Origin of the sequence: uncultured Limimaricola sp. (assembly GCF_964022235.1) — a bacterium.
Taxonomy (GTDB): Bacteria; Pseudomonadota; Alphaproteobacteria; order Rhodobacterales; family Rhodobacteraceae; genus Limimaricola.
In genome coordinates this window covers 12460-37582 of record NZ_CAXHZL010000009.1, presented here as the reverse complement: position 1 = coordinate 37582, position 25123 = coordinate 12460, and the positions used below count along the sequence as shown (strand labels likewise).

General features: G+C 63.7%; 21 protein-coding genes. 13 read left to right on the top strand and 8 right to left on the bottom strand.

Annotated elements, in window-relative coordinates:
* Positions 1 to 30 precede the first annotated feature (30 nt).
* Complete coding sequence (locus tag AADJ02_RS12215) at positions 31 to 702, top strand: rhomboid family intramembrane serine protease (RefSeq protein WP_341213289.1); 672 nt, start codon at positions 31 to 33, stop codon at positions 700 to 702.
* Here AADJ02_RS12215 and AADJ02_RS12210 read toward each other — a convergent pair.
* The 3 genes from AADJ02_RS12210 to AADJ02_RS12200 all read right to left on the bottom strand — a co-directional run bounded on the left by AADJ02_RS12210 (position 684) and on the right by AADJ02_RS12200 (position 4962).
* On the bottom strand, positions 684 to 1655 hold the full coding sequence (locus AADJ02_RS12210) for a DUF5672 family protein (protein ID WP_341213288.1): 972 nt from the start codon (positions 1653 to 1655) through the stop codon (positions 684 to 686). The two genes, AADJ02_RS12215 and AADJ02_RS12210, sit on opposite strands and share 19 nt — an antisense overlap.
* 85 nt (positions 1656 to 1740) lie before the next feature.
* A complete protein-coding gene (locus AADJ02_RS12205; RefSeq protein ID WP_341213287.1) occupies positions 1741 to 3030 on the bottom strand; it encodes a hypothetical protein in 1290 nt (429 codons plus the stop codon).
* A gap of 45 nt (positions 3031 to 3075) precedes the next feature.
* Positions 3076 to 4962 (bottom strand): acyltransferase family protein, encoded by a 1887-nt coding sequence (locus AADJ02_RS12200; protein ID WP_341213286.1) that lies wholly within the window; start codon positions 4960 to 4962, stop codon positions 3076 to 3078.
* A 437-nt stretch (positions 4963 to 5399) separates the two neighbouring features.
* Here AADJ02_RS12200 and AADJ02_RS12195 point away from each other — a divergent pair, with 437 nt between their 5' ends.
* The 7 genes from AADJ02_RS12195 to AADJ02_RS12165 all read left to right on the top strand — a co-directional run bounded on the left by AADJ02_RS12195 (position 5400) and on the right by AADJ02_RS12165 (position 15394).
* Complete coding sequence (locus tag AADJ02_RS12195; protein WP_341213285.1) at positions 5400 to 5819, top strand: hypothetical protein; 420 nt, start codon at positions 5400 to 5402, stop codon at positions 5817 to 5819.
* A gap of 31 nt (positions 5820 to 5850) precedes the next feature.
* Positions 5851 to 9612, top strand: coding sequence for a M10 family metallopeptidase C-terminal domain-containing protein (locus tag AADJ02_RS12190; RefSeq protein WP_341213284.1), 3762 nt, complete (start codon positions 5851 to 5853; stop codon positions 9610 to 9612).
* A gap of 256 nt (positions 9613 to 9868) precedes the next feature.
* The gene (locus AADJ02_RS12185) at positions 9869 to 10576 is read left to right on the top strand and encodes a VPLPA-CTERM sorting domain-containing protein (RefSeq protein ID WP_341213283.1); all 708 of its coding nucleotides are present in this window, start codon (positions 9869 to 9871) and stop codon (positions 10574 to 10576) included.
* Positions 10577 to 10824: 248 nt separating this feature from the next.
* Complete coding sequence (locus AADJ02_RS12180; RefSeq protein WP_341213282.1) at positions 10825 to 11838, top strand: NAD-dependent epimerase/dehydratase family protein; 1014 nt, start codon at positions 10825 to 10827, stop codon at positions 11836 to 11838.
* 131 nt (positions 11839 to 11969) lie between these two features.
* Positions 11970 to 13238: a Vi polysaccharide biosynthesis UDP-N-acetylglucosamine C-6 dehydrogenase TviB gene (gene tviB / locus AADJ02_RS12175; RefSeq protein WP_341213281.1), complete on the top strand. Its 1269-nt coding sequence runs from the start codon at positions 11970 to 11972 to the stop codon at positions 13236 to 13238.
* Positions 13239 to 13308: 70 nt separating this feature from the next.
* A complete protein-coding gene (locus tag AADJ02_RS12170) occupies positions 13309 to 14088 on the top strand; it encodes a glucose 1-dehydrogenase (RefSeq protein WP_341213280.1) in 780 nt (259 codons plus the stop codon).
* A gap of 67 nt (positions 14089 to 14155) precedes the next feature.
* Entirely contained in the window at positions 14156 to 15394 is a 1239-nt protein-coding gene (locus AADJ02_RS12165) for an AI-2E family transporter (protein ID WP_341213279.1), read from the top strand.
* Between the two features lie 3 nt (positions 15395 to 15397).
* Here AADJ02_RS12165 and purU read toward each other — a convergent pair whose 3' ends face one another.
* A complete protein-coding gene (purU, locus tag AADJ02_RS12160; RefSeq protein WP_341213278.1) occupies positions 15398 to 16255 on the bottom strand; it encodes a formyltetrahydrofolate deformylase in 858 nt (285 codons plus the stop codon).
* Positions 16256 to 16412: 157 nt separating this feature from the next.
* Here purU and AADJ02_RS12155 point away from each other — a divergent pair, with 157 nt between their 5' ends.
* Positions 16413 to 16688, top strand: a complete 276-nt coding sequence (locus AADJ02_RS12155; protein ID WP_341213277.1) for a hypothetical protein — start codon at positions 16413 to 16415, stop codon at positions 16686 to 16688.
* A gap of 67 nt (positions 16689 to 16755) precedes the next feature.
* A complete protein-coding gene (locus AADJ02_RS12150) occupies positions 16756 to 17490 on the top strand; it encodes a metallophosphoesterase family protein (protein ID WP_341213276.1) in 735 nt (244 codons plus the stop codon).
* Between the two features lie 19 nt (positions 17491 to 17509).
* On the opposite strand, the gene AADJ02_RS12145 is transcribed toward AADJ02_RS12150, so the two are convergent.
* Complete coding sequence (locus AADJ02_RS12145; RefSeq protein WP_341213275.1) at positions 17510 to 19792, bottom strand: FdhF/YdeP family oxidoreductase; 2283 nt, start codon at positions 19790 to 19792, stop codon at positions 17510 to 17512.
* Between the two features lie 214 nt (positions 19793 to 20006).
* Between AADJ02_RS12145 and AADJ02_RS12140 the strand changes: the two genes are divergently transcribed.
* Entirely contained in the window at positions 20007 to 20342 is a 336-nt protein-coding gene (locus AADJ02_RS12140) for a hypothetical protein (RefSeq protein WP_341213274.1), read from the top strand.
* A 3-nt stretch (positions 20343 to 20345) separates the two neighbouring features.
* Here the strand turns inward: AADJ02_RS12140 and AADJ02_RS12135 are convergent, their stop codons facing one another.
* The gene (locus AADJ02_RS12135) at positions 20346 to 21032 is read right to left on the bottom strand and encodes a hypothetical protein (protein WP_341213273.1); all 687 of its coding nucleotides are present in this window, start codon (positions 21030 to 21032) and stop codon (positions 20346 to 20348) included.
* A 521-nt stretch (positions 21033 to 21553) separates the two neighbouring features.
* On the opposite strand from AADJ02_RS12135, the gene AADJ02_RS12130 reads away from it, so the two are divergent.
* Positions 21554 to 22849, top strand: a complete 1296-nt coding sequence (locus tag AADJ02_RS12130) for an AAA family ATPase (RefSeq protein ID WP_341213272.1) — start codon at positions 21554 to 21556, stop codon at positions 22847 to 22849.
* A gap of 1 nt (position 22850) precedes the next feature.
* The gene (locus tag AADJ02_RS12125; protein WP_341213271.1) at positions 22851 to 23957 is read left to right on the top strand and encodes a ParB N-terminal domain-containing protein; all 1107 of its coding nucleotides are present in this window, start codon (positions 22851 to 22853) and stop codon (positions 23955 to 23957) included.
* Positions 23958 to 24020: 63 nt separating this feature from the next.
* On the opposite strand, the gene AADJ02_RS12120 is transcribed toward AADJ02_RS12125, so the two are convergent.
* Together AADJ02_RS12120 and queF are read right to left on the bottom strand one after the other, a co-directional pair.
* A complete protein-coding gene (locus tag AADJ02_RS12120; protein ID WP_341213270.1) occupies positions 24021 to 24401 on the bottom strand; it encodes a DUF2934 domain-containing protein in 381 nt (126 codons plus the stop codon).
* 241 nt (positions 24402 to 24642) lie between these two features.
* Positions 24643 to 25110, bottom strand: a complete 468-nt coding sequence (queF, locus tag AADJ02_RS12115) for a preQ(1) synthase (protein WP_341213269.1) — start codon at positions 25108 to 25110, stop codon at positions 24643 to 24645.
* Between the last annotated feature and the right edge of the window lie 13 nt (positions 25111 to 25123).

Genomic DNA, 25123 nt, shown 5'->3' with positions numbered 1-25123 from the left:
GCCAACACCGCCCCAAGATGCGGCATCGGGATGAGGTTTCTGTTGCAGCACCGTGCGCCGCCCCGCCTTGCCGTCACACGGTTGCGCAAGATGCCTCGCCATATCGGCTTCACGCTTTTCGTGCTCTGCCTGCCGATCGCGGTGGTGGAACTCGTCTTGCAGCTCGCCGATGCCCGGCTGATCGGGAGCCCGCATTGGCGGCCTCTCACTTACAGCTATGCGGCGCTTTGGCGGGGCCTGCTAGGCAACTGGCAGCCGAACTTTTCCGGCCAGGCCCTGACGATGTTCTTCAGCTACGCGCTGGTGCACACCGGCCTGCTGCACCTCTCGGGAAACATTGCCGGCCTGCTGGCCTTCGCCCCTCGAAGCGGCCGCCATGCCGGACGGGCAGGTCTTCTCCTCATCGCCGGGGTCTCGTCCCTGACGGGGGCGCTCGGCTTCGTTCTTTTGTCGGAGAGCGTGCGACCGATGATCGGTGCCTCGGGGGCCGTTTACGGACTGGCCGCCGCATGGTTCTACTGGGAACGCACATCCCGACGCGGCGCGGCTTTATTGTTTGCCGGTCTGCTGGCGCTGAATCTGCTGCAATGGTGGCTGATCGGCGGCGAACTCGCTTGGGAGGCGCATGTCGGTGGCATGGTTGGCGGCTGGTTTTCCGCGAAGTGGCTCGACACGCGACGCGGTCAGCGCAGTCGGAGGTAGGCTCGCAGGAACAGCTTATTGACACGCATCCGCATGCGTTTGCGCAAGCTCAGGTTGGGTTTTTTCTGCCCCATGATGCGCGCACCGCTAGGGCAGTATTCCAGGAAATCGGCAAGATGCGTCGCATACATCACCGCAACGTTGTGCGCACCAAAGCTGCGATGCAGGAACCAGCGCTCGGAGCCGAAGCGGCTGCTCTCGCGGTGAGAAGCGACCTTCGCTCCGATCAACTCCAGATGGAACGCGAAGTACTTGTCCTCCGAGGCCGGCCATTGCGCAGGAGGAAAGGTCTCGAGGCATTTGATCGCGGCCCTGGGGTCACGCAAACTCAAGCCGCCATTGCCACCGGCAAAGGATATTTGTGCCTTGCGCTCGGCCCGCCACATCGAGCCGATATAATCGAAATGCATGAAATCTTTGAGCGTGTAATCACTGTTGCGACAAAAGACACAATCGGTCTGGAATACGAGGACCTTGTTAATTTTTTCGAACAACGCCCAAAATGCCGGTGTCAGGAACAGGCCATTATATACATGCCGATCGAAACGCAGATCGCGAAGCACATCAAGGCGAACCTTGCCTTCTTCGATCAGTCGACCAATCCGGCTTTTGAGAATGAATTCATGGTTTGAGTCGCCACAAATGAGCCGCACTGGTACATTCAGCATCTCGCAGGCTTCCTGAACCACGATCTCAAGGTTCGGATGCTTGCGAGTCTCCACAATCAGGCCGACCACTTCGTTCTCAGGCTCAGGCGGGGCCTCGGCCATCGCCTCGACGATTCTAGCCGACGCGGCGAAGTCCGGCGCAAGGATCTCGGTGCGATTCTGGCGATAATCATTGTAGAAACTCGCCAAGCCGTCACGGATCGCGTTGCCACCGGCGTCGGTCATATCGAGTAGGCTCCGCGCCGTGGATTTTCCGGGAACATCCTTGTGGAAAACGCTGATCATGCAAATCCCCGAACCAAAGCCCATGGCACCGCTCAACCCAAACGTGAGCTATCAGGTATTTGATCGGGGTTAGGTTTAGAAACTGTTAAGAGCCTTTGTGCAGTTTCAAGGCATCTATGCGATGTTCGATGACGGCAAGTTGCCGGTCATAGCGCTCTTCGCCCACCGAACCGAAACGTGCGGCGAACTCCGCGGCCGGAAGACGCCCGGGGAGGTCGTCGATCGTCACGATGAAGTCGTCCTCTCCATCCAAGGTCGCGATCAGTTGCGCCCAGTCGGCGGTCGGTGTCGCGATTACCCGCTGCGAGAAACGGATGCCCGAGTTGTTGGCTGCGATGTCCGTGAAATCGAAACCGTTGGCCTCTTCGACGGAATCGAAGAGTTCCTTGAACTCACCGATCGACACGGACACGCCCCTGTTGCTCGCCGCCTGTAGCGCGGCCGCCGTCACGAAATGCCGGCGCGTATCTGTGCGCCCCCGCAGCGTGATGCCGTCGCAACTGCGGGTCCAGTCCCGCCCTTGCAACTCAGCCGGGTCGACCAGGCCCCCTGCAAAGAGCGAGAGGTCATTCGCGCCGCAAGCCTTCGCCAAAGCAAAGATTGCCGACGTGTATCCGTCTGCCGAACTCGCGCCGGTGGTGTCTCGCGTAGCGCGATCCAGTGCGAATTTCAGGTAGGGGGTGAAGCTTCCGCTGGTCGGCAGCACGCCCGCTTCGATTGCATCTCGAATCGCCACGTAATCACGGGCAATCCGACCGGGGTCCGGCATGCCGCTCCCTCGCAAGGCGGCCAGCGCCTGACCCGTGATCTTGCCGCGCCCCTCGCTGTCGAGCTTGAGTTCGGCGAGGATCGTGTCATCCAAAATGGACAGGCCCTGAACGGCGTCGAATGCCTGTCTGCTGGCGTCTGCCCCGAGTACGACGCGCGCGCCTGTCTGCAACAGAGCCAAGGCGAAGCTCTCTGGCAAGTGGATCCGCCCGACTTGCAAAGCTGCGATCTTCGGTGCCCCCTCAAAAGGTGGCACCTCGGCGCGCAGGTTGATCCAGAGCCGCTCCTGCGTGCCCGGCACCGGGATGGCCCCGTCGAGCACGAGATCGCCGTTCATGATCTCAGCTTGGCCCCGGAAGCCCGGGACGATCTGCCCACCCATTCGCAAACTGCCTCGCAGCGCCTCGATCGGCACCTCCAGCGTGCCGCCGCCGGTCTCGTTGCTCAGGCGGCGCAGTTGGTGGAGCAGGCCACGAGCCAGCGTCACGTCCTGCCCTGTCGGTGCAGCATTCGGCGCGGCAATTGGGCTTCTCGAAACGCCCAGGGCGACGACCGCGATCATCATCACCACACTGATCGTCAAAAGCAGGCGCAATATCAGACGCATGGCGAATATCCTTGAGTTCGCCCCGGCTTTATCCCGCCGCCTTCTTCACTGCAATGAGGCCCTCGCGGTGGCGTGATGAGTCATGCCGATCAAGGCATCTCGCAGGTTTGCCCCAAACCGGTCCGCGCCAGCTGGGGCGAGATGATCCGCGTCGAAATACAAGAACCCTTCAGGACCGTGAGCGCCGCAATCCTGTCCTTCAGGGCAAAACAGCGTCCAACTGTCGAGGACGGCCCAGCTCTCCCCCATCTCCAGGGTCTGCATCTGTTCGGCAAACCGTATCGCAGGTCCGAAGTCAGGCGTCATCCCAGCAAGCCCCTCCGCTTGGCGCATCACCCTGATCCTCTCATAGTGGGTAAACTCCGGCAAAGGAGAGAACAGCAGAACCCGAGCCCCGCGATGGCTCCAAAAATCGATAACGCGACGCAGAGACTCGGCTTCGAGCTCATCACGCGAACAGCGGTTGGCCAGCAGGATCCAGTCCCCGGGGCGAACTTCGTCCAGAAAGAGCTTCAGCAAAGGGTCGCAATGTGGCCCGCCCCGGCCCTCGAGAAGAGGGCACGCCATGCCCCCCACCTGCAGGGGATCCAGCCCGGCACTGCGCAATGCCATCGCCACATCGGCCGCGTGGCTGTCACCATAGACCACAAGCCGCGGCAGGCCGGCCGCTTGCCGCTTGGGACGGCAATCCCATTCGCTGACGAACAGATCGAGCGCCGCACGAGGCGGCTGCTGATTGTAGTGACATCTACCTGCGCGGATCGCCTCGAAGCGCCCCTCGGCATGGAAGTCCTCAAAGCCGTCCGGCAGGCGAGAGGGAAAACCATTGGCCAGATGTCCGATTGATCCCAAGGCGATCATGGTGGCCAATACACCGCCACTTCCGGCAAAAAGCGCGCGACGACCTGGAAGCGCGCGCGGGCGCGCCCCCCGGAACGGGGCCTCCACGAAACGCCATGTCGGGTAGGCGAGCGCCAGCGAAAGCCCTGCCATCACCGCCATCAGCCCCGACCCTTGCGGAATCCACCATTGCAGCCGGGCAAAGGCCATGAGCGGCTGATGCCACAGGTAGGCCGAGTAGCTGATCAGGCCGATCAGCACCAAGGGGCGCGTGGACAGCAACTTCGCCACGAAGGTCCCGGTCACTGCAAAACGCAGGATCAGAACGGTCCCTCCCACGGGAACGAGCGCATGGATCGACGGAAACGGCGTGGTGGAATCGTAGGCCAGCATCGCCCCAAGAACGAGGCCGATGCCGATTAGTGCCGCGACACCATCCCATCTGCTTCGCGTCGAAGGCATAAGAGCGCACAGAGCCCCGGCAAGAAGCTCCCAGCCCCGGCTGGGCAGCAGATAGAAGTTGGCGTCCGGGTAATGCCGCGCCCCCCATTCGCTCAGCAGCAGGCTGGCCAGTGCCGCCACGGCGAGGATGGGGCGGATCCATGATCGCCCGCCATGGCGCCATACCAGCATGAGCAAAAGGGGAAACAGGACATAGAACTGCTCCTCAACCCCGAGGCTCCAAGTGTGTAGCAGCGGCTTCTCCTCTGCCGCGGGGCCGAAATAGTCGCTCTCTCGCCAGAACAGGATGTTCGAGGCAAAAAGCCCGGTTGCCAGCAGGCTGCGCGCGAATCCCGCGAGCTGTTCGGGAATCATCAATGCCCAGGCAAAGGGAAGGCAGATCACGAGCACGAGGCAGAGCGCGGGCAGAAGCCGCCGCGCGCGGCGCTCATAGAACTGCACGATCGAGAACCGGTCCTGCTCCAGGTCTTCGACGATCAGCCCCGTGATCAGATAGCCTGACAGGACGAAGAACACATCGACCCCGACAAAGCCCCCGGAGAACGGGCCGATGGCCGCGTGGTACGAGATGACCGGGAGGACGGCCAGCGCCCGAAAGCCGTCGATCTCGGTGCGGTAAGCCGATTTCAATGTCGATGCCCCACTGTCAGTCCGGCGAATCCCGGAAGCTCGACTTAAGGTTGTGGGGAAGTGCTAACGATCCGTTAACGAAGCTGGCGCACAGTCTGATTCTTAAGTGTTTTCTGTGACCACGAGCGAGGTTCTGCTCAGTCGCTAGGCCTCGGGTGGGCAAAGTCCAGCATCTGAAGCAAGTATAGGAAAACAGAACGGATAGTAATCTACATGATATTCGAAACAAACGCGCTGTGGCCTTGGCCGCGGCACAAAGAGCCATGCTGAAGATCGACTGCCGGGCGGTCAGGCGCGGTCTGAAAACCTTCATGGTTTGAAATGGATGGGCGGTAAACCGCCACAATCCAGTCTCACAATATTCGAAGTTGAATACGAAAAGAGCGTTGTGCGGGCAGAAGACCCGCCGACGAGAAGGGACAGTTATGTCAACCATAATGAAACTCGCGGCCGGCCATGCGGCAGCCCTGCTCATGGCGTCCAGCACTGCCGGTCTTGCCGGTGGTGCGCACCCGCGGACCGGTTCGGACATCGACCTGATGTGTCAGAGCGTCCACCCCGATTTCTGTCCTGCCCTCGTCGAGGCCATCGAGAACATTGCCGATGGTCGCACGCTCCGTCTGCGAGAAGACGGCCCGGCTTCAGAAGAAGCAGACCTCACTCTTCGTTTTGTCGAAGAGCACGCCACCGACAGCGCAATCGCAGGGCACCTCGCCTGGGAGACGGCCGAAGGCCGCACCGGACGCGGCGAGAGCCTCGAGCTGACAGTCATGGACGCGCGGCTCAACGCGCGCCTGCTGTCCGACTACGCCCTCACACTTCTGAAGGCCTCCAGTCTCCCGCTCCAGCGCCGCTGACTCCTTCCGCCCACTCACGGAGATCCATTCGATGTGCACCATCTGCCAAGCTCTGAACCCCTCGATCACCACTCTGGACTTTCACGGACTCGAGACACCCGGTGATGCGCTCGCCGCAACATCGGGCAGCTCGTCCGGAAGCCTCAGCGCGAGCCTGCCGACCTATACCACCGACCAGATCGCGAATTACCTGACCGGTAGCTACTGGCAGGATACGGGCCGCAGCGCTCGCGCCTTCGACGTCAAGACCGGCGATACCTTGATGGTCGATCTGAGCGGTCTGGGTTCGAACGGCCAAGTCGCGGCGCGCAACGCGCTCAACGCCTGGAGCGCGGCCTCCGGCCTCAACTTCGAAGAGACCTCCTCGAACAAGACGGCCGCCAACTACCCGCTCGTCTATGAATCGGGCGACGCCGGGGCCAATGCCGCGGGCGCGCAGAAAATCTCCGTCAACCAGACCTTCCGCGGCAAGGTGGGCTCCGCCGGCGACAAGGACTGGATCGCTATCGAGGTCGAGGCGGGCAAAACCTATTCGGTCTCGCTCAAGGGAACGGGCGGCACGGGCTCCCTGAACGACACGGTGGTGCAGCTGTTCAACTCGTCGGGCGGCTTCGTGAACCAGAATGACGACCGCGCACCGGACGATCGCAGCTCGGCGCTGAGCTTCACGGCCGAGAAGAGCGGTATCTATTACATCGCCGCTGGCGGATACGGTGCCGAAACCGGCTCCTACGACATGACGGTGACCCAAGGCCGCTCCAGCAGCGCGCCGGACATCACCTTCCGCGAGAGCGACAGCGGCGCCTTCTCGACCTCCTACACCAGCGGCGGCAAGATCACCTCCTCGGTCGTCAACGTCAGCGCGGACTGGTCCAAGTACGGCGCCTACTATCAGCAGACCTACATCCACGAGATCGGCCACGCGCTCGGCCTCGGGCATGGCGGCAATTACAACGGCAGCGCCAGCTTCAGCACCGCGCATTACGCCAACGACAGCTACCAGATGTCGCTGATGTCCTACTTCAATCAAAGCGCCAACCCGAACGTCAATGCCAGCAAGGTCGATGTGCAGACCCCGCAGCTCGCCGACGTGCTGGCGATCCAGAACCTCTATGGACGTCCGACCACCACCCGTACCGGTGACACGATCTACGGCGATGACGCCAACACCACGGATTTCGGCATGGGTCTGCGCGGCGACCGCGCGGCGACCATCGTCGACAGCGGTGGCACCGATACGATCAACTTCAGCAAGCGTAGCGCCAGCCAGATGCTCGACCTGAACACCGAGCGCTTCTCGAACATCGATGGCAAGATCGGCAACCTCGCTATCGCGCGCGGCACGGTCATCGAGAATGCGATCACCGGTTCGGGCAACGACACGATCATCGGCAACAGCGCGAACAACATTCTGATCGGCAACGGCGGCAACGACACGCTCATCGGCAATGATGGTAACGACACCCTCGCCGGTGGCGCGGGCTCCGACAGTCTCTCCGGCGGCGCAGGCACCGATCGGGCCGTCTTCGACGGCAAATCTTCGGAGTACTCCATCTATTACGACGCCAGCGCTGCGAACGGCGGCGCGGTGCGCATCCAGCAGGGCAGCGGCGCGATCGATACCCTGAGCAGCATTGAAAAGCTCGACTTTGGAAACACATCGATCGACATGGCAACGCTGCTGGGCCAGCTCAAGGCCAAGTACGGCGCCATCGCGTCCGGCAGCTCGCAAAGCTACAAGGCGTCGCTCGACCAGTCCGCCCCGGCAAACCAGGGGCCCGCCGCCCGTGATGACGCCGCCACGACCCAGAATAGCAAGGCCGTGGTCATCACGGTCTTGGCCAACGACACCGACGCCGATGGCGACAAGCTGTCCGTGACGGGCGTCGACGGCTCCGGCCTGCGCGGCAGTGTAAAGGTCAACTCGGACGGCACCGTGACCTATGATCCGGGCTCGGCGTTCGACGAGCTGCCGAAGGGCCAGTCCTCCACCGAAACCTTCACTTACACGATCGACGACGGTCGTGGCGGTCGCGACACCGCGCAGGTCAGCGTGCGGATCGATGGCACCTACGTCGCTCCAACCGCACCGGTTGCACCAGTGGCCCCCTCGGAACCTGTGGCGCCCAGCAGCACCGACAACAGTGGCCATATGGAGATCGGCAGCACTCAGATCACGCAGGTAAGCGGGAGCACGTGGCAGCGGGTCGAGTTTTCCGCCGCGATCGATAACGCGGCAGTGGTCATGGGCCCCATCTCTTTCAACGGCGTGGAATCCGCGGTCACGCGGGTTCGTAACGTCACTTCAACCGGGTTCGAGTTCCAGATCGACGAGTGGGATTACCTTGACGGCGGCCATATCAGGGAATCGGTGAGCTGGATGGCCGGCAGCATCGGCAGCCACGTGATGGATGATGGCAGCAAGGTGACCTTCGGCGCCACACAAGCCAACGGCGGCAACGTCAAATCCGTGGCGCTCGACGGGTTCAGCGGCAAACCGATCATGTTCGGCCAGCTTGCCGACAACAACGGCTCCAAATCGCTGGTCCATCGGTTCGTAGACAGCGGCCGCGACGGCTTTGGCTTCAAGGTTCAGGCCGAGGAAGGTCGCGGTGGTGACATCGGCGGCAAGGGTACGTTCTATTATGCTGGTGTCGAAGCCGCTTCAGGTAGCAATGTCCTACGCGGAGGCACTGCGGATATCGACCATAATGCCAGCTCCGTGGCGACTGGTGTCAGCGGCCGGGCAATCCTTGCGGACATGCAAGGCTTCAAGGGGCAAGATACCGCCGGTCTGCGCTATGATGTGGACTCGTCAGGACGGCTGAAGATCCACGTCATGGAAGAACAGTCCAAGGACAAGGAGTTGCTCCACGTTAAGGAAAGCGTCGGATGGTTTGCCGCGAAGGAAGGGCGTTACGCGCTTCGCAGCGAACAGAACACCGAGAACGATGCCGACACCACGGGCACTACAGGCGCTACTGGCACCGCGATCGACGGCAGCCGCATGCAGATCGGGACGTTGCAAGTAACACAGGACAACGCTTCGCAGTGGCACCACGTGACGTTCGATGGTGCGATCGATGCTGCTACCGTCGTCATGGGACCCGCCAGTTTGAACGGAGTGAACGCGATGACGCTTCGTGTTCGCGACGTCACCTCCGAGGGCTTCTCGTTCCAGATCGACGAATGGGATTATCTCGATGGCGGCCATGTGGCAGAGACCATCAGCTGGATGGCAGGCACGGCGGGCGATCATCAATTGACCGACGGCACTCGGATCAGCTTTGGCTCGAAGGCTGTATCAAGCACTGATGGGGGTCACGTGACCCTTGCAGGCTTCTCCGACACCCCCCTGTTGTTCGGGCAATTCTCAAGTGGCACCGAAAGCCGTGCAATGACGCACCGGATCAAGAACGCAGACAACGACAGCTTCGATTTTTACCTTGATCGCGAGGAAGCTCAAAACGGAACAGGAAGCTCGGCTACGTCTGGCAAACTGAATTGGGCCGCCCTCGATGGCTCGGCGGACAGCATCCTGTTTCGGGCTGGCACACTCAGCACTGACCACGACGGCTCGCGAGCGCTGTCCAATCGATCCTCGGATGACGCTTTTTTTGCCGACATGCTGACGTCGAATGGCCAAGACACGGCCAATCTGCGCTACGACCAAACCGGCGGAAACGTACACATCCGTGTTCATGAAGAACAATCGCGCGATACCGAACTGAACCACATCAACGAAACGATCGGCTGGATGACCGCGCAAAACGGCGTTTACGATCTGGTCTGATCCGATAATCCAACCTCCTTGTCAGCCTCTGGGATGTAACCATCCCGGAGGCTTTCTGTTCCGTAAGATACCGAAGAGATTTCTACGCAATCTGAAGCGTATTTTACGCCTGATCGCTGCGTTCTACGTGGACCCCAGAGCTATACGTAAGAGGCCGACGGGTTCACAGATATTGGCTGTCCAGTATGCTGAATATGGTATGTATATCTGGACCTACCACAGGGTGAGGTCGATCATGGTTTGGAGTTTAGTCGTGATGAAGCGCAGTTTTTTCTCGGCTCTGGCAGCGATCTGCCTCGCCGCACCCGCCAGCGCCGCAGTGATACAGTTCGGCCCCGACGACTGGGTGTATAACAATACAACGGCTGCCGCACAGCCGAAGTGGGTCGTGAAAATCGACGACCAGACCGATGCCAGCCGCCTGTTTTTTCAGGTGGCCCTGGATCCCGCAAGCCCCTCGACCGGCGATGTGCTCGGTCTTGGCTTCAACTCCTCGATCCCGGGCATCACCTTGGCGGATATTCAAGGTTTCTCGTCCCCGACCGGTGACGGCGTGACCAATTTCCTTACCAATACTGAAAAATGTGGTACTGGGCTCAGCGGCAACGGCGGCGGCTGCAATTTCAATGGAACGGGTCAAGTATTCGACTACATGCTTCGCATCGGAACCAATGGGTCAGCAACTGGTCTGAACAATAACTTTTCCTTCTATATCAACAAAAATGTAGATCTGGATACCACTATAATTACTGCGGTCGGGATCCGTGCTCAGACCGTCGGCGCATTTCCGAACGGCGGCCGCGGCAGCACCAAGGACTACAATCTCACACCCGAGTGCATCAAGAATTGTGGCGGCGATTCCGCGCCGCCGCCGAACCCGGTCCCGCTTCCCGCCGCGGGCTGGCTGCTTCTCGCGGCGCTTGGTGGAACCGCCGGTCTGCGCCGGTTTCGCAAAACAAGCTGATCCGCTTTGAGAGAACCATTTCCGAAGGCCGTCCCGAACCGGGCGGCCTTTTTCGCGCGCTAAGGCACGGCAGCGTTCGCCCAGAGGCCCGATTGCGGTCCAAGCGACGGCACCGCAGGATCGTAGCGATTCCCGCCGGTCCACACGTTGCGCCCGGCGCTTGATCCGCCCATAACACTCCGAGGGCCGCAGGCCCCGACCGGCGCCACAAGCCGGTCGTGCCGTGTTTGACGAGGAGTGAACGGGACATGAAGAAGATTTTGATCACGGGCACGGCGGGCTTCATCGGCTTCCACCTCGCCAAGCTGCTCCTGGCCGAAGGCTTCACCGTTCATGGCTACGACGGGATGAGCGATTATTACGACGTCGCTCTGAAGCGCCGTCGCCACGCGATGCTGCTGCAGAACGGGAACTTCGCGGCCACCGAGGGACAGCTTGAGGACCGTGAGCTGCTCGACCGTGTCGCCGACGACTTTGCGCCCGATGTGATCGTGCACCTCGCGGCGCAGGCAGGTGTGCGCTACAGCCTCGAGAACCCGCGTGCCTATATCGACAGCAATGTGATCGGCACCTTCAATGTCATGGAGGCGGCGCGGCGTCTGGGGGTCGATCACCTGCTGATGGCCTCGACCTCCTCGGTTTACGGCGCCAACACCGAGATGCCCTTTACCGAGACCGAAAAGGCCGACACCCAGCTCACCATCTATGCCGCCACCAAGAAGGCCAACGAGAGCATGGCGCATTCCTACGCGCATCTGTGGGACCTGCCGACCACCATGTTCCGTTTCTTCACGGTCTATGGCCCCTGGGGCCGCCCCGACCTCGCGCTTTACAAGTTCGTCGACGCCATGCTCGATGGCCGCGAGATCGACATCTACAACCACGGCGACATGTACCGCGACTTCACCTATGTCGACGATCTGGTCCGCGCGATCCGGCTTTTGATCGACGTGCCTCCGGTGCGGCCCGAGACGCCCGAAGCGATCGAGCCGGGCGACAGCCTGTCGCCCGTGGCCCCCTACCGGGTGGTCAACATCGGCAACTCCGACAAGGTGCGCCTGCTCGATTTCGTCGATGCCATCGAGCAAAAGCTCGGCATCGAGGCCAAGCGGAACTACATGCCGATGCAGACCGGCGACGTGCCCGCCACCTGGGCCGACGCCGACCTGTTGCAACGGCTCACCGGCTACCGGCCGCAGACCGACTTCCACGATGGCATCTCCCGTTTCGTCGACTGGTTCGTCGAGTATCGGAAAGGGTGAGGCCATAGGCGCGCGGATGGTCCCCATGGGTCATCATTGCGCCGCTCGAGTGCCTTGCCTGAGCCCGACACCTTCCCCACAACAGCGATGCTGGCAGGCTCCCCTGTCACACCTCCATGCGAGTGCTACACATGAACGATAAACGCATAGCCGTGATCGGGCTGGGTTACGTCGGGCTCCCGCTCGCGGTCGAATTCGGCCGCAAGCGTCCTGTCACCGGCTTCGACATCAACGCCGCACGGATCGCCGAGCTGCGCGAGGGGCGCGACAGCACCCGCGAGGTTTCGACCGAGGAGTTGGCGCAGGCGGACGAGTTGGACTTCACCGACAGCCTCGACGGCATCGCCGACTGCGGGATCTACATCGTCACCGTGCCGACGCCGATCGACCGGCATCGCCAGCCCGACCTGACGCCCATCCTCAAAGCCTCCGAGACCGTGGGTCTCGTACTCAAGCGCGGCGACGTCGTGATCTACGAGAGCACCGTCTACCCCGGCGCCACCGAGGAGGACTGCGTGCCGGTGCTCGAAAAGGTCTCGGGGCTGCGCTTCAACGAGGATTTCTTCGTCGGCTACAGCCCCGAACGGATCAACCCCGGCGACAAGGAGCATCGCCTGCCCTCGATCCGCAAGGTGACCTCCGGCTCGACGCCCGAGATCGCCGAGCAGGTCGATGCGCTTTACGGCGAGATTATCACCGCTGGCACCTACAAGGCCGAGAGCATCCGGGTCGCCGAGGCCGCCAAGGTGATCGAGAACACCCAGCGCGATCTCAACATCGCCCTCGTCAACGAACTCGCGGTGATCTTCAACCGCATGGACATCGACACCGAAGCGGTGCTCAAGGCCGCTGGCACCAAGTGGAACTTCCTGCCGTTCCGCCCCGGCCTCGTCGGCGGGCACTGCATCGGCGTCGACCCCTATTACCTCACCCACAAAGCGCAGGCGCTCGGCTATCACCCCGAGATCATCCTCGCCGGTCGGCGGCTCAACGACGGCATGGGGACCTATGTCTCCGGTCGTTTGATCAAGGCGATGCTCAAGCGGCGCGTCCAGATCGAGGGCGCCCGCATTCTCGTGCTTGGCCTCGCCTTCAAGGAAAACTGCCCCGATCTGCGCAACACCCGGATCATCGACGTGGTCACCGATCTGGCCGAATACGGCGCGCGCGTTGACGTGCACGACCCCTGGGCCGATCCAGCGCAGGCGCATGAGGAATACGGCATCGATCTGGTCGCACACCCGGAGGCCGGCGCCTATGACGCGGTGCTGCTGGCCGTGGCACACCGCGAGTTCGTCGAGGCCGGTCCGGAGCCGTTGCGCGCCTATGGCCGCGAGGGGCACGTGTTCTTCGACCTGAAATCGGTCTTTGCACCGGAAAGCTCCGACCTGCGCCTCTGACACCCCGAGGAACCCCTCACGCGCAGCTGCCGTTAACTCCGCGAGCAGCATGGGCGTGAGAGGACACCTTATGAGCGGTAGGCTTCAGGATCGGGTCGCCATCGTCACCGGCGCGGAATCGGGAATTGGCCAGGCTTGCGCCACGGCTTTCGCACGCGAGGGGGCCGATCTGGTGCTCGGCTTTCTCGACGATGCGGAGGGGGCCGAAAACACCGCCCGCATGGTGCGCGAGGCAGGCCGCGCCGCCGTCACCGTGCAATGCGACCACACACGACCCGATGACGTCGAGCGGCTCTTTGCCGTCGCGAAGGACGCCTTGGGCGCGCCCGATATTCTCGTCAACTCGGCCGGTCTCGATGCGCCGGGCGACGAGGTGGCGGAGATGTCGGACGAGACGTGGGAAAAGATGCTGAAGGTCGATCTCTTCGGCCCCTTCCTGTGCTGCCGCGCCTTCATCAAGGCCCGCCGCGCCGAGGGCGGCGGCGGCAGGATCGTCACGATTTCCTCGGTGCATGAAGAGATCCCGCGCATCGGTTCGGCCGCCTATGATGCGGCCAAAGGCGGCCTGCGCAACCTTACCCGCACGCTGTGCCTCGAGCTGGCCCCCGACCGCATCGCGGTCAACAACATCGCGCCGGGGATGATTCTCACCGCGATGAACCAAGAGGCCAAGGACGACCCCGAGGCGCTTGAGAAACAGGTGCGCAACATCCCATGGCGCCGCGCCGGCAAGCCCGAGGAGGTAGCGCATCTCGCGGTCTATCTCGCCTCGCCCGAGGCCGATTACGTGACCGGTCAGACCTTTACCATCGACGGCGGGTTGTCGTTGAACGTGGGCCAAGGGGCCTGATGGCGTGGCCGACTCCGGGCCAGATCGCGCGTCCGCTCCGAAGCCTGAGCTAAGCGCGCCGCAGCGCATGGCGCATCCGGCGCTCGGGATGCTGGGCGTGGTGACCTTGGTGCTGGTAGGTTGGGCGCTGCATGCGATGCAGCCGGTGTTCCTGCCGATCGTCTTTGCCTTTTTCACCGCTCTGCTGCTCGCGCCCGTCGATGACCGGGTCGCGCGGCTGGCGGGCGGACGGCCTTGGGTGGGCCATCTCGCCGCGATGGCCCTGCTGGCGCTGACGCTGGCGCTATTCATCGGCATGCTTTGGATCTCGGCGCAGCAGTTCCTCACCCGATTTCCCGCCGAAACCGCGAGTGCCGCGGTCGAGCAGATCTCGGGCGGGGCCGACGGCGCGGAGGCGGCAAATGGCAATGGGGAAGCCGCCGGAGAGGCGGCGGCGGGGGCCACGGGGGCGGCGGTCGAAAGCGCGATCCAAGCGACGCCCGGCGCGGGCCTCAACCCCACGGACGCGCCCGATCCCACCCAGGGCAACGGCGGCTCGGCCACGGGGCTGATCGATCAGATCCGCGGCCTCGCGGGGGGTGGCGGTCTGGGGGGCACGCTGATGGAGCGCGCCTCCGGCCTTGCCACAACGGTGATCTCGACCATCTCGGGCATTGCGCTGGCGCTGGTGCTGATCTTCTTTCTGACGCTGCTGATGCTCTCCGAAGCACCGCGCTGGCACCGCAAGCTTTGCTCAATGATGCGTCCCGACCGCCGCGAAGAGGTCGAAAGCGCCGTGGCGCTGGTCGCCTCCAAGACGCGGCGCTATCTCGCGGTGCGCTTCGTGCTCGGCATCGTCACCGCCCTGCTCTATGTCGGCTGGCTCTGGATCTTCGGCCTCGACCTCCTGCTGGTCTGGGCGCTGCTGACCTTCGTATTCAACTTCGTGCCCTCGATCGGCTCGCTGATCTCGGGCGTGCTACCGGTCCTTTATGCCCTCGCCACGCGCGATCCATGGACCGCCGCGATGGTTGCGGCAGGGGTCTTGATGATCGAACAGGTGATGGGCAACTACATCGACCCGCGGGTGCAGGGCCGGCACCTGTCGATCTCGGCGCTGGTGATCCTGTCGTCGCTGCTGTTCTGGGGATGGGTCTGGGGCGTCGCGGGGGCGGTGCTCGCGGTGCCGATCACCATGGTGGTGATGGTGGCCTGCGCCCATGTGCCGGCGCTTCGCTGGGTCGCGCTCGCGCTGTCGGACGAGACCGATTACGAGGGCGTCGACATGCAGCTCGGCGCGCCGGGCGAGGCCCGCGCGCCGAACTGAGCCCTATTTGCCGAACACCACAGTGCGACTGCCGTTGACCAGCACGCGGCGGTCGAGATGCAGCGCCACCGCGCGCGCCAGCACCCGCCGTTCGATGTCGCGGCCCTTGGCCACGAGGTCGTCTGGCGTGTCGGCATGGGTGACGTGTTCCACGTCCTGAGAGATGATCGGCCCCTCGTCGAGATCCTCGGTCACGTAATGCGCCGTGGCGCCGATCATTTTCACGCCGCGCGCATGGGCCTGATGATAGGGCTTGGCCCCCTTGAAGCCCGGCAGGAACGAATGGTGGATGTTGATGCAGCGCCCCGAAAGCCATGCCGACATCTCGTCCGACAGGATCTGCATGTAGCGCGCCAGCACGACCAGCTCGGCTCCCGTCTCCTCGACCAGCGCCCGGATCTCGGCCTCCTGCTGCGGCTTGGTCTCCTTGGTGATCGGCAGGTGGTGATAGGGCACGCCCTCGGGCAGAGTGACACCGATCGCGCTCTCGGGATGGTTGCCCGCGACCGCCACGAGATCCATCGGCATCTCGCCGATGCGCTGGCGATAGAGCAGATCCGCGAGGCAGTGGTCGAACTTCGACACGAGGATCAGAACCTTGGGCCGGTAGTCCTGCGCCACCAGATCCCACTTCATGCCAAAGGCGGTGCCGATGCCGTCCATCTTGGCGCGGAACGCGCCGTCGCCACCCACCTCCTGCGGCAGGCGAAACGCCACGCGCATGAAGAAGGTGCCGGTCTGCGTGTCGTCGAACTGCCGCGCCTCGGTGATGTCGCCGCCGGTTTCGGCCAGCGCGGTGGCGACGGCGGCGACGATGCCGGGGCGGTTGCGGCAGGTGATCGTGAGAATATGGGTGGTCATGGCGTGTCCCGTCTTGGCTTGCCTGCGGTTCTCGCCCGCCCTGCCCCGGGATGCCAGCACGCCCGCGCCGCTCCGACGCGGTTTGGCGACATCGGCGCGCGGAAACCCGTGCCGCCCCGACGCGTTGGGGCACAGAGGTTTCCGATAGGAGCACGAGATGAGCGACAGCAAGACGACGACGAACCATCATGAGATCCGCGATTGGGTCGAAGCGCGCGGCGGTCACCCGGCTATGGTGCGCGATACCGGGGATGAAAAGGGCGATGGCATCCTCAGGATCGACTTCGAGCCGCAGGCCAAGGGGCTCGAGCGGATCTCATGGGACGACTGGTTCGCCACCTTTGAGGACAGTGGGCTGGCTTTCCTGCATCAGGACAGCGCCAGCGACGGGGCTGCCAGTCGCTTCAACAAGCTGATTTCGCGCAACGGATAGGATTCTTGGTCCGGGGTCACGATGCCGAAACTGGCCACCGCGGCATTGACGCGATATCGCAAGTGACATGAACTTGTTCGCCGCCTTTGCATCACACCGCTTTCGTGGCCCCCCCCCGGCCCCACTGGCCCCTTTTCACGCGATCGGTGACGTGCACGGTCGCGCCGACCTGCTTGAGGCCCTGATAAAACGACTACAAGCGGAGCCCACCGAGGCTCCACTGGTCATCTTAGGCGACATGATCGATCGTGGACCCGACAGCGCGCAGGTCTTGCGCTTGCTTCATGGCATGGCGGTTTCCGATTTGGTCTGCCTTCTCGGCAACCACGAACAGATGATGCTCGATTTCCTCGAAGCGCCGGATCAGCGGGCGGAACGCTGGTTGCGCAACGGCGGCCTGAACACGCTGGAGAGCTTTGACGTCGCTCCTCCCGAAATGGCCGTGCCCGGATCTGCGGCGCGTTGCGCGGGCGAATTGCGGCAGGCCTTGGGTCCAATCCTGCCTTGGCTTCAGGCCAGGCCGGTGATCTGGCGCAGCGGCAATGTCGTGGCCGCGCATGCCGGTCTGGACCCCAACCGCGCACCCGAGTCGCAGGAGCGGCACGACCTGATCTGGGGGCATCCGCGCTTTGCCAAGAGGCCCCGCCGAGACGGGCTCTGGGTGGTGCACGGCCACGTGGTGCAGCCCGAACCGCTGTCGCATGAGGGACGCATCGCGCTCGACACAGGTGCGTGGTTCACGGGGCGTCTCAGCGCCGCGCGGATCGGCGCCGGGACGGTGGAGTTCGTGACCGAAGGCTGAGCCCGCGCGAAGGCGCCGGTCAGGCGCGGATGCGCACCGGCACCCCCTTGTAGGCGGGCGTCTTCGACAGCTCATCGTGATAGTCGAGCGGCACCAAAGGGTTGGTTTCGGGGTAGTATGTGAGCACGGTGTCGTCCGGCAGATCGTAGGCCACGACCTTCAGCCCGCTGACCTCACGCGTCTCGCCATCCTCGATGGCACACGACAGCGTCACCGCCTGCCCTTCGCGCAGACCCGCCTTGGCGATCATCTCGGGGTTCATCATCACCACCATCCGGTCGGTCTTGAGGCCGCGCAGCCGGTCGTCAAAGCCGTAGATCGTGGTATTGAACTGATCGTTCGAGCGCACGGTGACGAGGGTGTAGCTGTCCGGCCCCGGCACCTGCCCCAGCGCCGAAAGCGTCTTGGGCGCGGTGAAGATCGCCTTGCCCGTTTCGGTCTTCCACGTCCGCTCGCGCGCGGCGTTGCCCTTGTAGAACCCGCCCGCCGTGAACAGCCGCGCGTTGAAGTCGGTGAACTTGTCGGGATAGGTCTCCTCGATGAGGTCGCGCACCAGGGCGTAGTCCCCGACCCAGTCGTCCCATTTCACCTTCGGGTTGGGCGCGAGCGTCGCCTTGGCCAGTCCCGCCACGATGAACGGCTCCGAGCGCAGCATCTTCGAGGCGGGCGTGCGCCTGCCTTCGCTGCCGTGGATCATCGACAGGCTGTCCTCCATCGACACCGCCTGCGGCCCCGTCGCCTGCATGTCGAGCTCGGCCCGAACGAGGCAGGGCAGCAGCCACGCCTCTTTTCCTACCAAGGTGTGCGAACGATTGAGCTTGGTCGCGATCTGCACGTTGATGTCTAGGTTCTGCCACGCCGGATCGGTGCGCCCCTGATCGGGGATCGCGCGGGCAAAGTTACCGCCCAAGGAGACAAAGCCCTTGATGCTCCCGTCGAGCACGCCGTGCACCGCTTCGACCGTGTTGGTGCCTTCGTCGCGCGGGGATTTGAAGCCGAACATCTCGTCGATCTTGTCGAGCGGCACCAATTCGGGCTTCTCCGAAATCCCGACAGTGCGCTGCCCCTGCACGTTGGAATGGCCGCGCACCGGCGAAATGCCTGCGCCCTCGCGGCCAATGTTGCCGCGCATCAGCAGCAGGTTGACGTACATCGCGATATTGAGGCTGCCGTGCACATGCTGGGTCAGACCCATGCCATAGATGCCGATCACCTTCTCGGAGTTGCAGTACATCTCGCCCACTTCGGCGATGTCCTCGTGACGCAGCCCCGAGACCCGTTCGATATCGGCCCAGGTGATCTCACGGATCTTCGCCTCGAACTCGGGCCAGCCGGAGGTGTGCTGCGCCACAAACCGCCGGTCGATCACGCCGCCGCCCTGCTCGTCATCGATCTCGAATACGCGCTTGCACAGACCGGCCAGCACCGCCACATCGCCGCCAGGCTTGAGCTGCAGGTAGCGGTCCGAGATCACCGTCTCCTTGCCAGCGAGCATCTCGACCGGGTTCTGCGGATCGCGGAAGGTGACAAGGCCCGCCTCACGCACCGGGTTGAATGTGACGATTTGACATCCGCGCTTCTTGGCGGCCCGCAGGGGATGGAGAAAGCGCGGGGAATTGGTTCCGGTGTTCTGGCCCATGAAGATGATCATGTCGCAATGATCGAAGTCCGACAGCAGGCAGGTGCCCACCGGAGAGCCCGTCACCTTCTTCAGTCCGACGCTCGTTGTCTCGTGGCACATGTTCGAGCTGTCGGGGAGGTTGTTGTGGCCATAGAGCCGCGCGAAGAGCGCATACATGTAGGAGGTCTCGAGGCTGGCGCGGCCCGAGGCGTAAAACACCACCGACTTGGGATCGAGCGTCTTGAGCTTGGTCCCGATCGCCGCGAAAGCCTCGTCCCAGCTTGCCTCGACGTATTTGTCCGACGCCGTATCATAGCGCATCGGATGCGTGAGCCGCCCTTGGATCTCCAGATCGTAATCCGACCATGTGCGTAGCTCGCTCACCGTGTGGCGGGCAAAGAACTCGGGCCCGCAGCGGTCGCGGGTGAGATCCCACAGCGTCGCCTTGGCCCCGTTCTCACAGAATTCGGCGACATGCGGGTTCGGCGGCTTGGTCCATGCGCAGGAGGTGCACATGTGGCCGCCGGGCTTGTTCTGGCGCATCAGGGTCTCAAGCACGCCCGCCGAGGGGCGCTCCTGTCCCATGTGCTTGGCCACGCTTTGCAAAGAGCCCCAGCCGCCCGAGGGGTGATCGTAATGCGGCAGCTCTTCGCGCTGGTGGGTTTCCTTGCGATCGGTCATGGTCGGTCCTTTCCCCTGCCTCGCGCTTTGGGCCCGGCCCTCCGGCGCGCGCGCGTCACCACGGTCAACTGTGATTTCGCGGGCGCGGTTCCTCGCGGCCCGCCCCTTTGAGCGAAGCCCCCGCTTGGGCGGTGGCGGGCGCGGGTCCGAGGCCCGGAGGAACCGCCCTGCCCCGGCTTCGGTTGGACAGCAACAGCTTTCAAGGAGCCGCGACATGGCCGAGACACCGCACACCGCCGATCGCCTGCGTCACGACATCGACGAGGGCGAGGCTGGCGACAAGAAGGGTTTTCCCGATGTTGCGGCCTCGCCGCTGGGGACCGATGACGAGGCGTCGGGATTTTCCAACACCGACGAACAGGTCAAACGCGCACAAGCCGCCGAGACCGAGAACCCCTCTCGCAAGTCGGCCCCGAAGGGCGCCGAGGCAACCCGCCCCGTCAGCATGGCCTCCGGCCACACCGCCCGCGAGGCCAGCAATCGCACCATCCTGATCGCGGTCACGGTCGGGACGGCGGTGGTGCTGACGGTGATCGCCCTGCTGGTCTAGAGCTCAAGGGCCCGCGATCACGACGACCTCGGCCACGCCGTCATCCACGGCGCGGCAGGCATCCAAAAGCCGTACCGCGAGATGCGTCTGCACATAGGCCGCGTGAAAACGCGACGGCGCGGTGAGGGTCAGTCGTCCGCCCGCGCGGTTGTCTCGCCTCAGCGCGCGTAGCCACGAGGCATAAAGCCCCGGTGCTTCGGCATGCAGCACCGCCTGCGCCAGCGCCCACTCCGTTCCGGGCGAAAGATCGGGGGGTGGGACATCGCCTCGGACCGGCAGCGGCACGACCTTGCCATCGGTGTCGTCGCCTTCGAGCCGGTGGGCGAAATCCGGGCCGACGCGATCCCAGCCGTCTTGCGTATCAGAGAGCAGCCGTTCGATCCCGAGCCGGTATTCCGCGACCCGGCCGCGCGCGGCGGCGCGGCTCAGTTCCAGCCACCCCCTGCCCCGCAGCTTGGCCATCTCACGCTTTACCGTGCGCTCGTCCACCGACCAGAGCCGCGCGATTTCGCGTTGACCCACGGCAAGCTCATCGCGGCCCCAATTGTAGCGCGCGGTGATCAGCGTCACGAGCCGGAGCGCCAGAACCTGTTCCGCCCGACCCTGCGCCAGCGCATGCGCGCCCAATGCGGTGAGGATATCGTATTTGCGGGCCGCCGCACCCCGGCCAACGGGCTTCGTCAACAACATGGCACGCCCTGTCCTGCCACCCTCTGGGGGTGGTATCTTCACTGCCTCGATGACCCTTCGGCCTGAGCCGATGATCCTGGAGCGGCCCGGTCTTCGCAACGCCTTTCCCCAACTTGACCTGATTTGCGTCCGAAAGCTCGATTCTGTCAAGCCGAGTCCGGGATTGTCGTCTCGACCCTCCCTATTTCCGACTGGAAATCGGTATGTATTGGTATTGGGGGACATACAACGTGTCCCCCAATGGCTACGAAATGTCCCCTCATCGCCCCCTCTACGGAGAGAAGCTGTCCCCCCACTTGGTGCGGGGCCAAGCCGGACTCCTGCGCTGCTTGCGCGGCAGGCGGCGAATCGCAGGAGCCCTTGTGGCCATGAAGATCCGGGATTTCTGCAAAATCCCCAGCCCGAGCATAAATGGCTTTTCATGTTCGGCAAATCCGGCGTAGATCGAGACATCACAAGAATTAGCGTTCCCTCGGTCTCCGGTTTCGGTTCCCCGCGGGGAACCGGAGGGCAGACACCGCATGTTCACACACACCGACCTGGCCCGGCTGCAGTCGCAGTCGCTCAAGATGCAAGGCTTCATTCGGCAGCAGACCTTCTCGCCCGAGAGCGAGAAGAGCCTGCGCCGCTTCTCAAGTTGGGAGGTGGCCGAGCTGATCCTCGGGCTGAACCCCTCCACCTTCCGCGGCCGCCTCGCCGCCGACCCGTCGCTGCCGCAGGGCCTTGTCGAAGAGGATGGGCGGCAGCGCTGGTACAGCCTCGAAGAGATCAACGAGCTGCGCCGCCGGCTGCGGCACAAGAACAAGCCGATGCTGCCCCCCCGCCCCGCCGGCAAGCGCGCGGTCCGCGCCGCCATCGCCAACTTCAAGGGTGGCGCTGGCAAGTCGACGGTGGCGCTGCACTTCGCCCATGCCGCGGCCCTCGACGGCTACCGCGTGCTCTGCGTCGATTTCGATCCGCAGGCGACGCTGTCGCATTCGATGGGCCTGTCGGACGTGGCCGAGGAGTACACTGTCTGGGGCATCATGGCGCGCGACCTGATCCGCGAGACCGAGCGGATGAATGCCGCCGGACGCGGGGCCGAGTCCGGCGCCGCCCTGCCCGAGCGCAAGCTGCCGCCCTCGGTCACCGGCATGGGTCTCGACGATCTGCGCGTCACCGACTTCATCAAGCTGACCTCCTGGCCGACCATCGATCTTGTCCCTTCCTGCGCCAACGCCGCCTTCGTCGAGTTTGCCAGCGCGCAGTACCGGCATCTGAACCCTGAGTGGTCGTTCTTTGCGGCTGTTGATCGTTATCTCAATCACCTACCCGCCGATGCCTATGACATCATCCTGTTCGATTGCCCCCCGGCCATCGGCTACCAGTCGATGAACGCGGTCTTCGCGGCCGACGTGCTCTATATCCCTTCCGGCCCCGGCTATTGGGAATACGACAGCACCACCTCCTTCATCGGTCAGCTCGCCGAGGCGCTCGAGGATCTGGGGCGGTTCCGCGGCGCCGTGCCTCCGGGCACCGAACCCGAAAAGCACTTCTCCGACGTGCGCTTCCTGCTCACCCGGTTCGAGCCGAACAACGATTTGCACCGCGCGATGCAGCAGGCGTTTCACAAGGTGTTTGGTCCACATGTGGCAGAGCACCCCATCGAGATGACCCGCGCGGTTGAGCAGTCGGGGCGGTTCCTGAGTTCGGTCTATGAGATCGACTATCGCAATATGACGCGAGAGACGTGGCGACGCGCCCGCGCGTCCTTCGATCGCGCCTATGACGAATTCCGCGCTACCCTCGTAGCGGCGTGGGACAAGCTGGAGGACTGAGATGGCCAAGAAGCGCAGCGTTTTCGATATCGATTTCACGCCCGACGTACCAGAGCCTGCCGCGCCCGAGCGGTTCCCCGCGGGGAACCCCGCGTCCGAGCCCGCGTCCGAAGGTCCGCCGCAGCAGCCATCGCGGCGCGGCCCGATGGCGTCGGCTATTACCGAGACGGCGGATGCGGCACGCGGCCGCGCCGAGGCCGAAGCCGCGATCCGGGCCGAGAATGACGAGTTGGCCCACGAGCATGTGCGGCTAAAGAAGCTTGGTCTGATCACCGATCTGATTGCGATCGACGCAGTAAAGACCTCCAAGCTCGTCCGCGACCGGGCCAAGGGGCGCGACCCCGAGCTCGAGGAACTCAAGGTTTCGATCCAGGAGATTGGCCTGTCGAACCCGATCCGCGTCGAACAGGACGGGCAGGGCGGCTATGAGTTGATCCAGGGGTTTCGCCGTCTTTCGGCGTTCCGTGAACTTCTCGAACAGACCGGGGATACGCGCTATGCCCGGATCCCCGCCGCCATGGTTCCCCGCGGGGAACCGGTGCGTGATCTCTATCGCAAGATGGTCGACGAAAATCTCGTGCGCAAAGACGTCTCGTTTGGCGAAATGGCCCAGCTGGCCCTGAGCTATGCCCAAGCTACGGGGATCAAGCCGCACGATGCCGTCTCCGAACTCTATGCCTCTGCGCTCAAGCAAAAGCGCAGCTACATCCGCAGCTTCACCCGCGTGCTGGAACGTGCAAAGGGCAAGATCCGCTATCCTGAGGCAATCCCGAGGGCCCTCGGGCTGGAGCTTTTCAAGATCATCGATGCGGACCCTATCCTCGGCGATGATCTGATCGGCATGCTGGCGCGCGCGCCGGATCGGGACGCCGAGGCCGAGATCGCGGTGCTCAAGGATTTTGTCCATCGCGCACCGAAGATTGTGAAACCGCGGCCCAAATCAGTGTCTAAGACCATGCTTAGACTGCCCCAACCCGAGGGCGAGGCTCGGATTGCCGCCTCGGATGGCCGGGTCGAGCTGCGACTGGCGCGGGATTTCTCGGCGCTGGACCGGGCAAGGCTGCAACGCGCCTTCGAGGCCTTCTTCGACGCGCTCGACGGGAAATGAAACAGGCCGGTTCCCCGCGGGGAACCGGCCTGTTCTTTCAAACCAAGCCAGGGGGCCAGACGGTCAGGCCGAGCTACCCGTGTCGCCCTTCTTGGCACGTGGCTTGCGCGTTGTCGTCTTGGCCGCGGGCTTGGTGGTCTTTGCGGCGGACTTGGTGGCCGCCTTGGCGGTCGACCCCGCCGTCTTTCGCGGGGCCTTGGCACGCGGTGCCTTGGCAGGAGCGGTCCCTTCGGCCCCCGTCACGTCGGCACTGCCAAGACCTGCGCCGCCCTCGTCACCGGCATGAATGTCGGCTTCGGGCTTGTCGGTCTCGGACGCCATCTCCGCCTCGATCTCGCGCGCGGCGTCGTGCCAATGCGCGTGGTCCTGACCTTCGGGGGAGCCGTCGCGCTCCCACATCTCATAGGCGCGCTTGCGGATCCGCTCTTCGCGATCATCAGCCATATCAATTCTCTCCTTTGCAGGCTCTGCAACTCTCTCGTCCCGCGATGCGCGCGGGCTGCGCGCGCATCGCGGTGAAACACCCGAAACGGTCCGACCCCAAAAGGGGTGTCCCGGCGGAGGGGAGCGGCCGGATCGGCCCGGCCTTTCTCGCGTCCGCAGCATCAGCGTCGCCCGACCGGGCGCCAAATGCCAGCGGCTCCTTACGCTAGGTCAAGAATGTGCGCAAGCGTACCCTTTTTGATCAGCCCCGGCCGCGATAGCCCGGCACGCCCGCATCGGGGATCCACACACCCTTGGGCGGCTCGCCGGTCTGGTAGAACACGTCGATCGGAATGCCGCCGCGCGGATACCAATATCCGCCCAGTCGCAGCCATCGGGGCGACAGCGTGTCGACCAACCGCCGCGCGATCGAGACGGTGCAATCCTCGTGAAACGCGCCATGGTTGCGAAAGCTCGTAAGAAACAACTTAAGGGATTTGCTTTCGACGAGCCAGTCGCCGGGCACGTAGTCGAGCACCAGATGCGCAAAGTCGGGCTGGCCGGTAAGCGGGCAGAGCGAGGTGAACTCGGGCGCGGTGAACCGCACCGCGTAGTCGACGTCCGCCTGCGGGTTCGGCACGCACTCCAGCACCGCCTCCTCGGGCGATTGCGGCTGCACGGTCGCGCCGCCGAGCATGGTCAGGCCGTCGTAGATCGATTTGTCGGACATGGGAGAACTCCTG

Excerpts from the sequence above, each read along its gene's own strand:
- AADJ02_RS12215 (WP_341213289.1), top strand. The coding sequence starts at position 31 with ATGAGGTTTCTGTTGCAGCACCGTGCGCCGCCCCGCCTTGCCGTCACA.
- AADJ02_RS12210 (WP_341213288.1), bottom strand. The coding sequence starts at position 1,655 with ATGATCAGCGTTTTCCACAAGGATGTTCCCGGAAAATCCACGGCGCGG.
- AADJ02_RS12205 (WP_341213287.1), bottom strand. The coding sequence starts at position 3,030 with ATGCGTCTGATATTGCGCCTGCTTTTGACGATCAGTGTGGTGATGATG.
- AADJ02_RS12195 (WP_341213285.1), top strand. The coding sequence starts at position 5,400 with ATGAAACTCGCGGCCGGCCATGCGGCAGCCCTGCTCATGGCGTCCAGC.
- AADJ02_RS12190 (WP_341213284.1), top strand. The coding sequence starts at position 5,851 with ATGTGCACCATCTGCCAAGCTCTGAACCCCTCGATCACCACTCTGGAC.
- AADJ02_RS12185 (WP_341213283.1), top strand. The coding sequence starts at position 9,869 with ATGAAGCGCAGTTTTTTCTCGGCTCTGGCAGCGATCTGCCTCGCCGCA.
- AADJ02_RS12180 (WP_341213282.1), top strand. The coding sequence starts at position 10,825 with ATGAAGAAGATTTTGATCACGGGCACGGCGGGCTTCATCGGCTTCCAC.
- tviB (WP_341213281.1), top strand. The coding sequence starts at position 11,970 with ATGAACGATAAACGCATAGCCGTGATCGGGCTGGGTTACGTCGGGCTC.
- AADJ02_RS12170 (WP_341213280.1), top strand. The coding sequence starts at position 13,309 with ATGAGCGGTAGGCTTCAGGATCGGGTCGCCATCGTCACCGGCGCGGAA.
- AADJ02_RS12165 (WP_341213279.1), top strand. The coding sequence starts at position 14,156 with ATGGCGCATCCGGCGCTCGGGATGCTGGGCGTGGTGACCTTGGTGCTG.
- purU (WP_341213278.1), bottom strand. The coding sequence starts at position 16,255 with ATGACCACCCATATTCTCACGATCACCTGCCGCAACCGCCCCGGCATC.
- AADJ02_RS12155 (WP_341213277.1), top strand. The coding sequence starts at position 16,413 with ATGAGCGACAGCAAGACGACGACGAACCATCATGAGATCCGCGATTGG.
- AADJ02_RS12150 (WP_341213276.1), top strand. The coding sequence starts at position 16,756 with ATGAACTTGTTCGCCGCCTTTGCATCACACCGCTTTCGTGGCCCCCCC.
- AADJ02_RS12145 (WP_341213275.1), bottom strand. The coding sequence starts at position 19,792 with ATGACCGATCGCAAGGAAACCCACCAGCGCGAAGAGCTGCCGCATTAC.
- AADJ02_RS12140 (WP_341213274.1), top strand. The coding sequence starts at position 20,007 with ATGGCCGAGACACCGCACACCGCCGATCGCCTGCGTCACGACATCGAC.
- AADJ02_RS12135 (WP_341213273.1), bottom strand. The coding sequence starts at position 21,032 with ATGTTGTTGACGAAGCCCGTTGGCCGGGGTGCGGCGGCCCGCAAATAC.
- AADJ02_RS12130 (WP_341213272.1), top strand. The coding sequence starts at position 21,554 with ATGTTCACACACACCGACCTGGCCCGGCTGCAGTCGCAGTCGCTCAAG.
- AADJ02_RS12125 (WP_341213271.1), top strand. The coding sequence starts at position 22,851 with ATGGCCAAGAAGCGCAGCGTTTTCGATATCGATTTCACGCCCGACGTA.
- AADJ02_RS12120 (WP_341213270.1), bottom strand. The coding sequence starts at position 24,401 with ATGGCTGATGATCGCGAAGAGCGGATCCGCAAGCGCGCCTATGAGATG.
- queF (WP_341213269.1), bottom strand. The coding sequence starts at position 25,110 with ATGTCCGACAAATCGATCTACGACGGCCTGACCATGCTCGGCGGCGCG.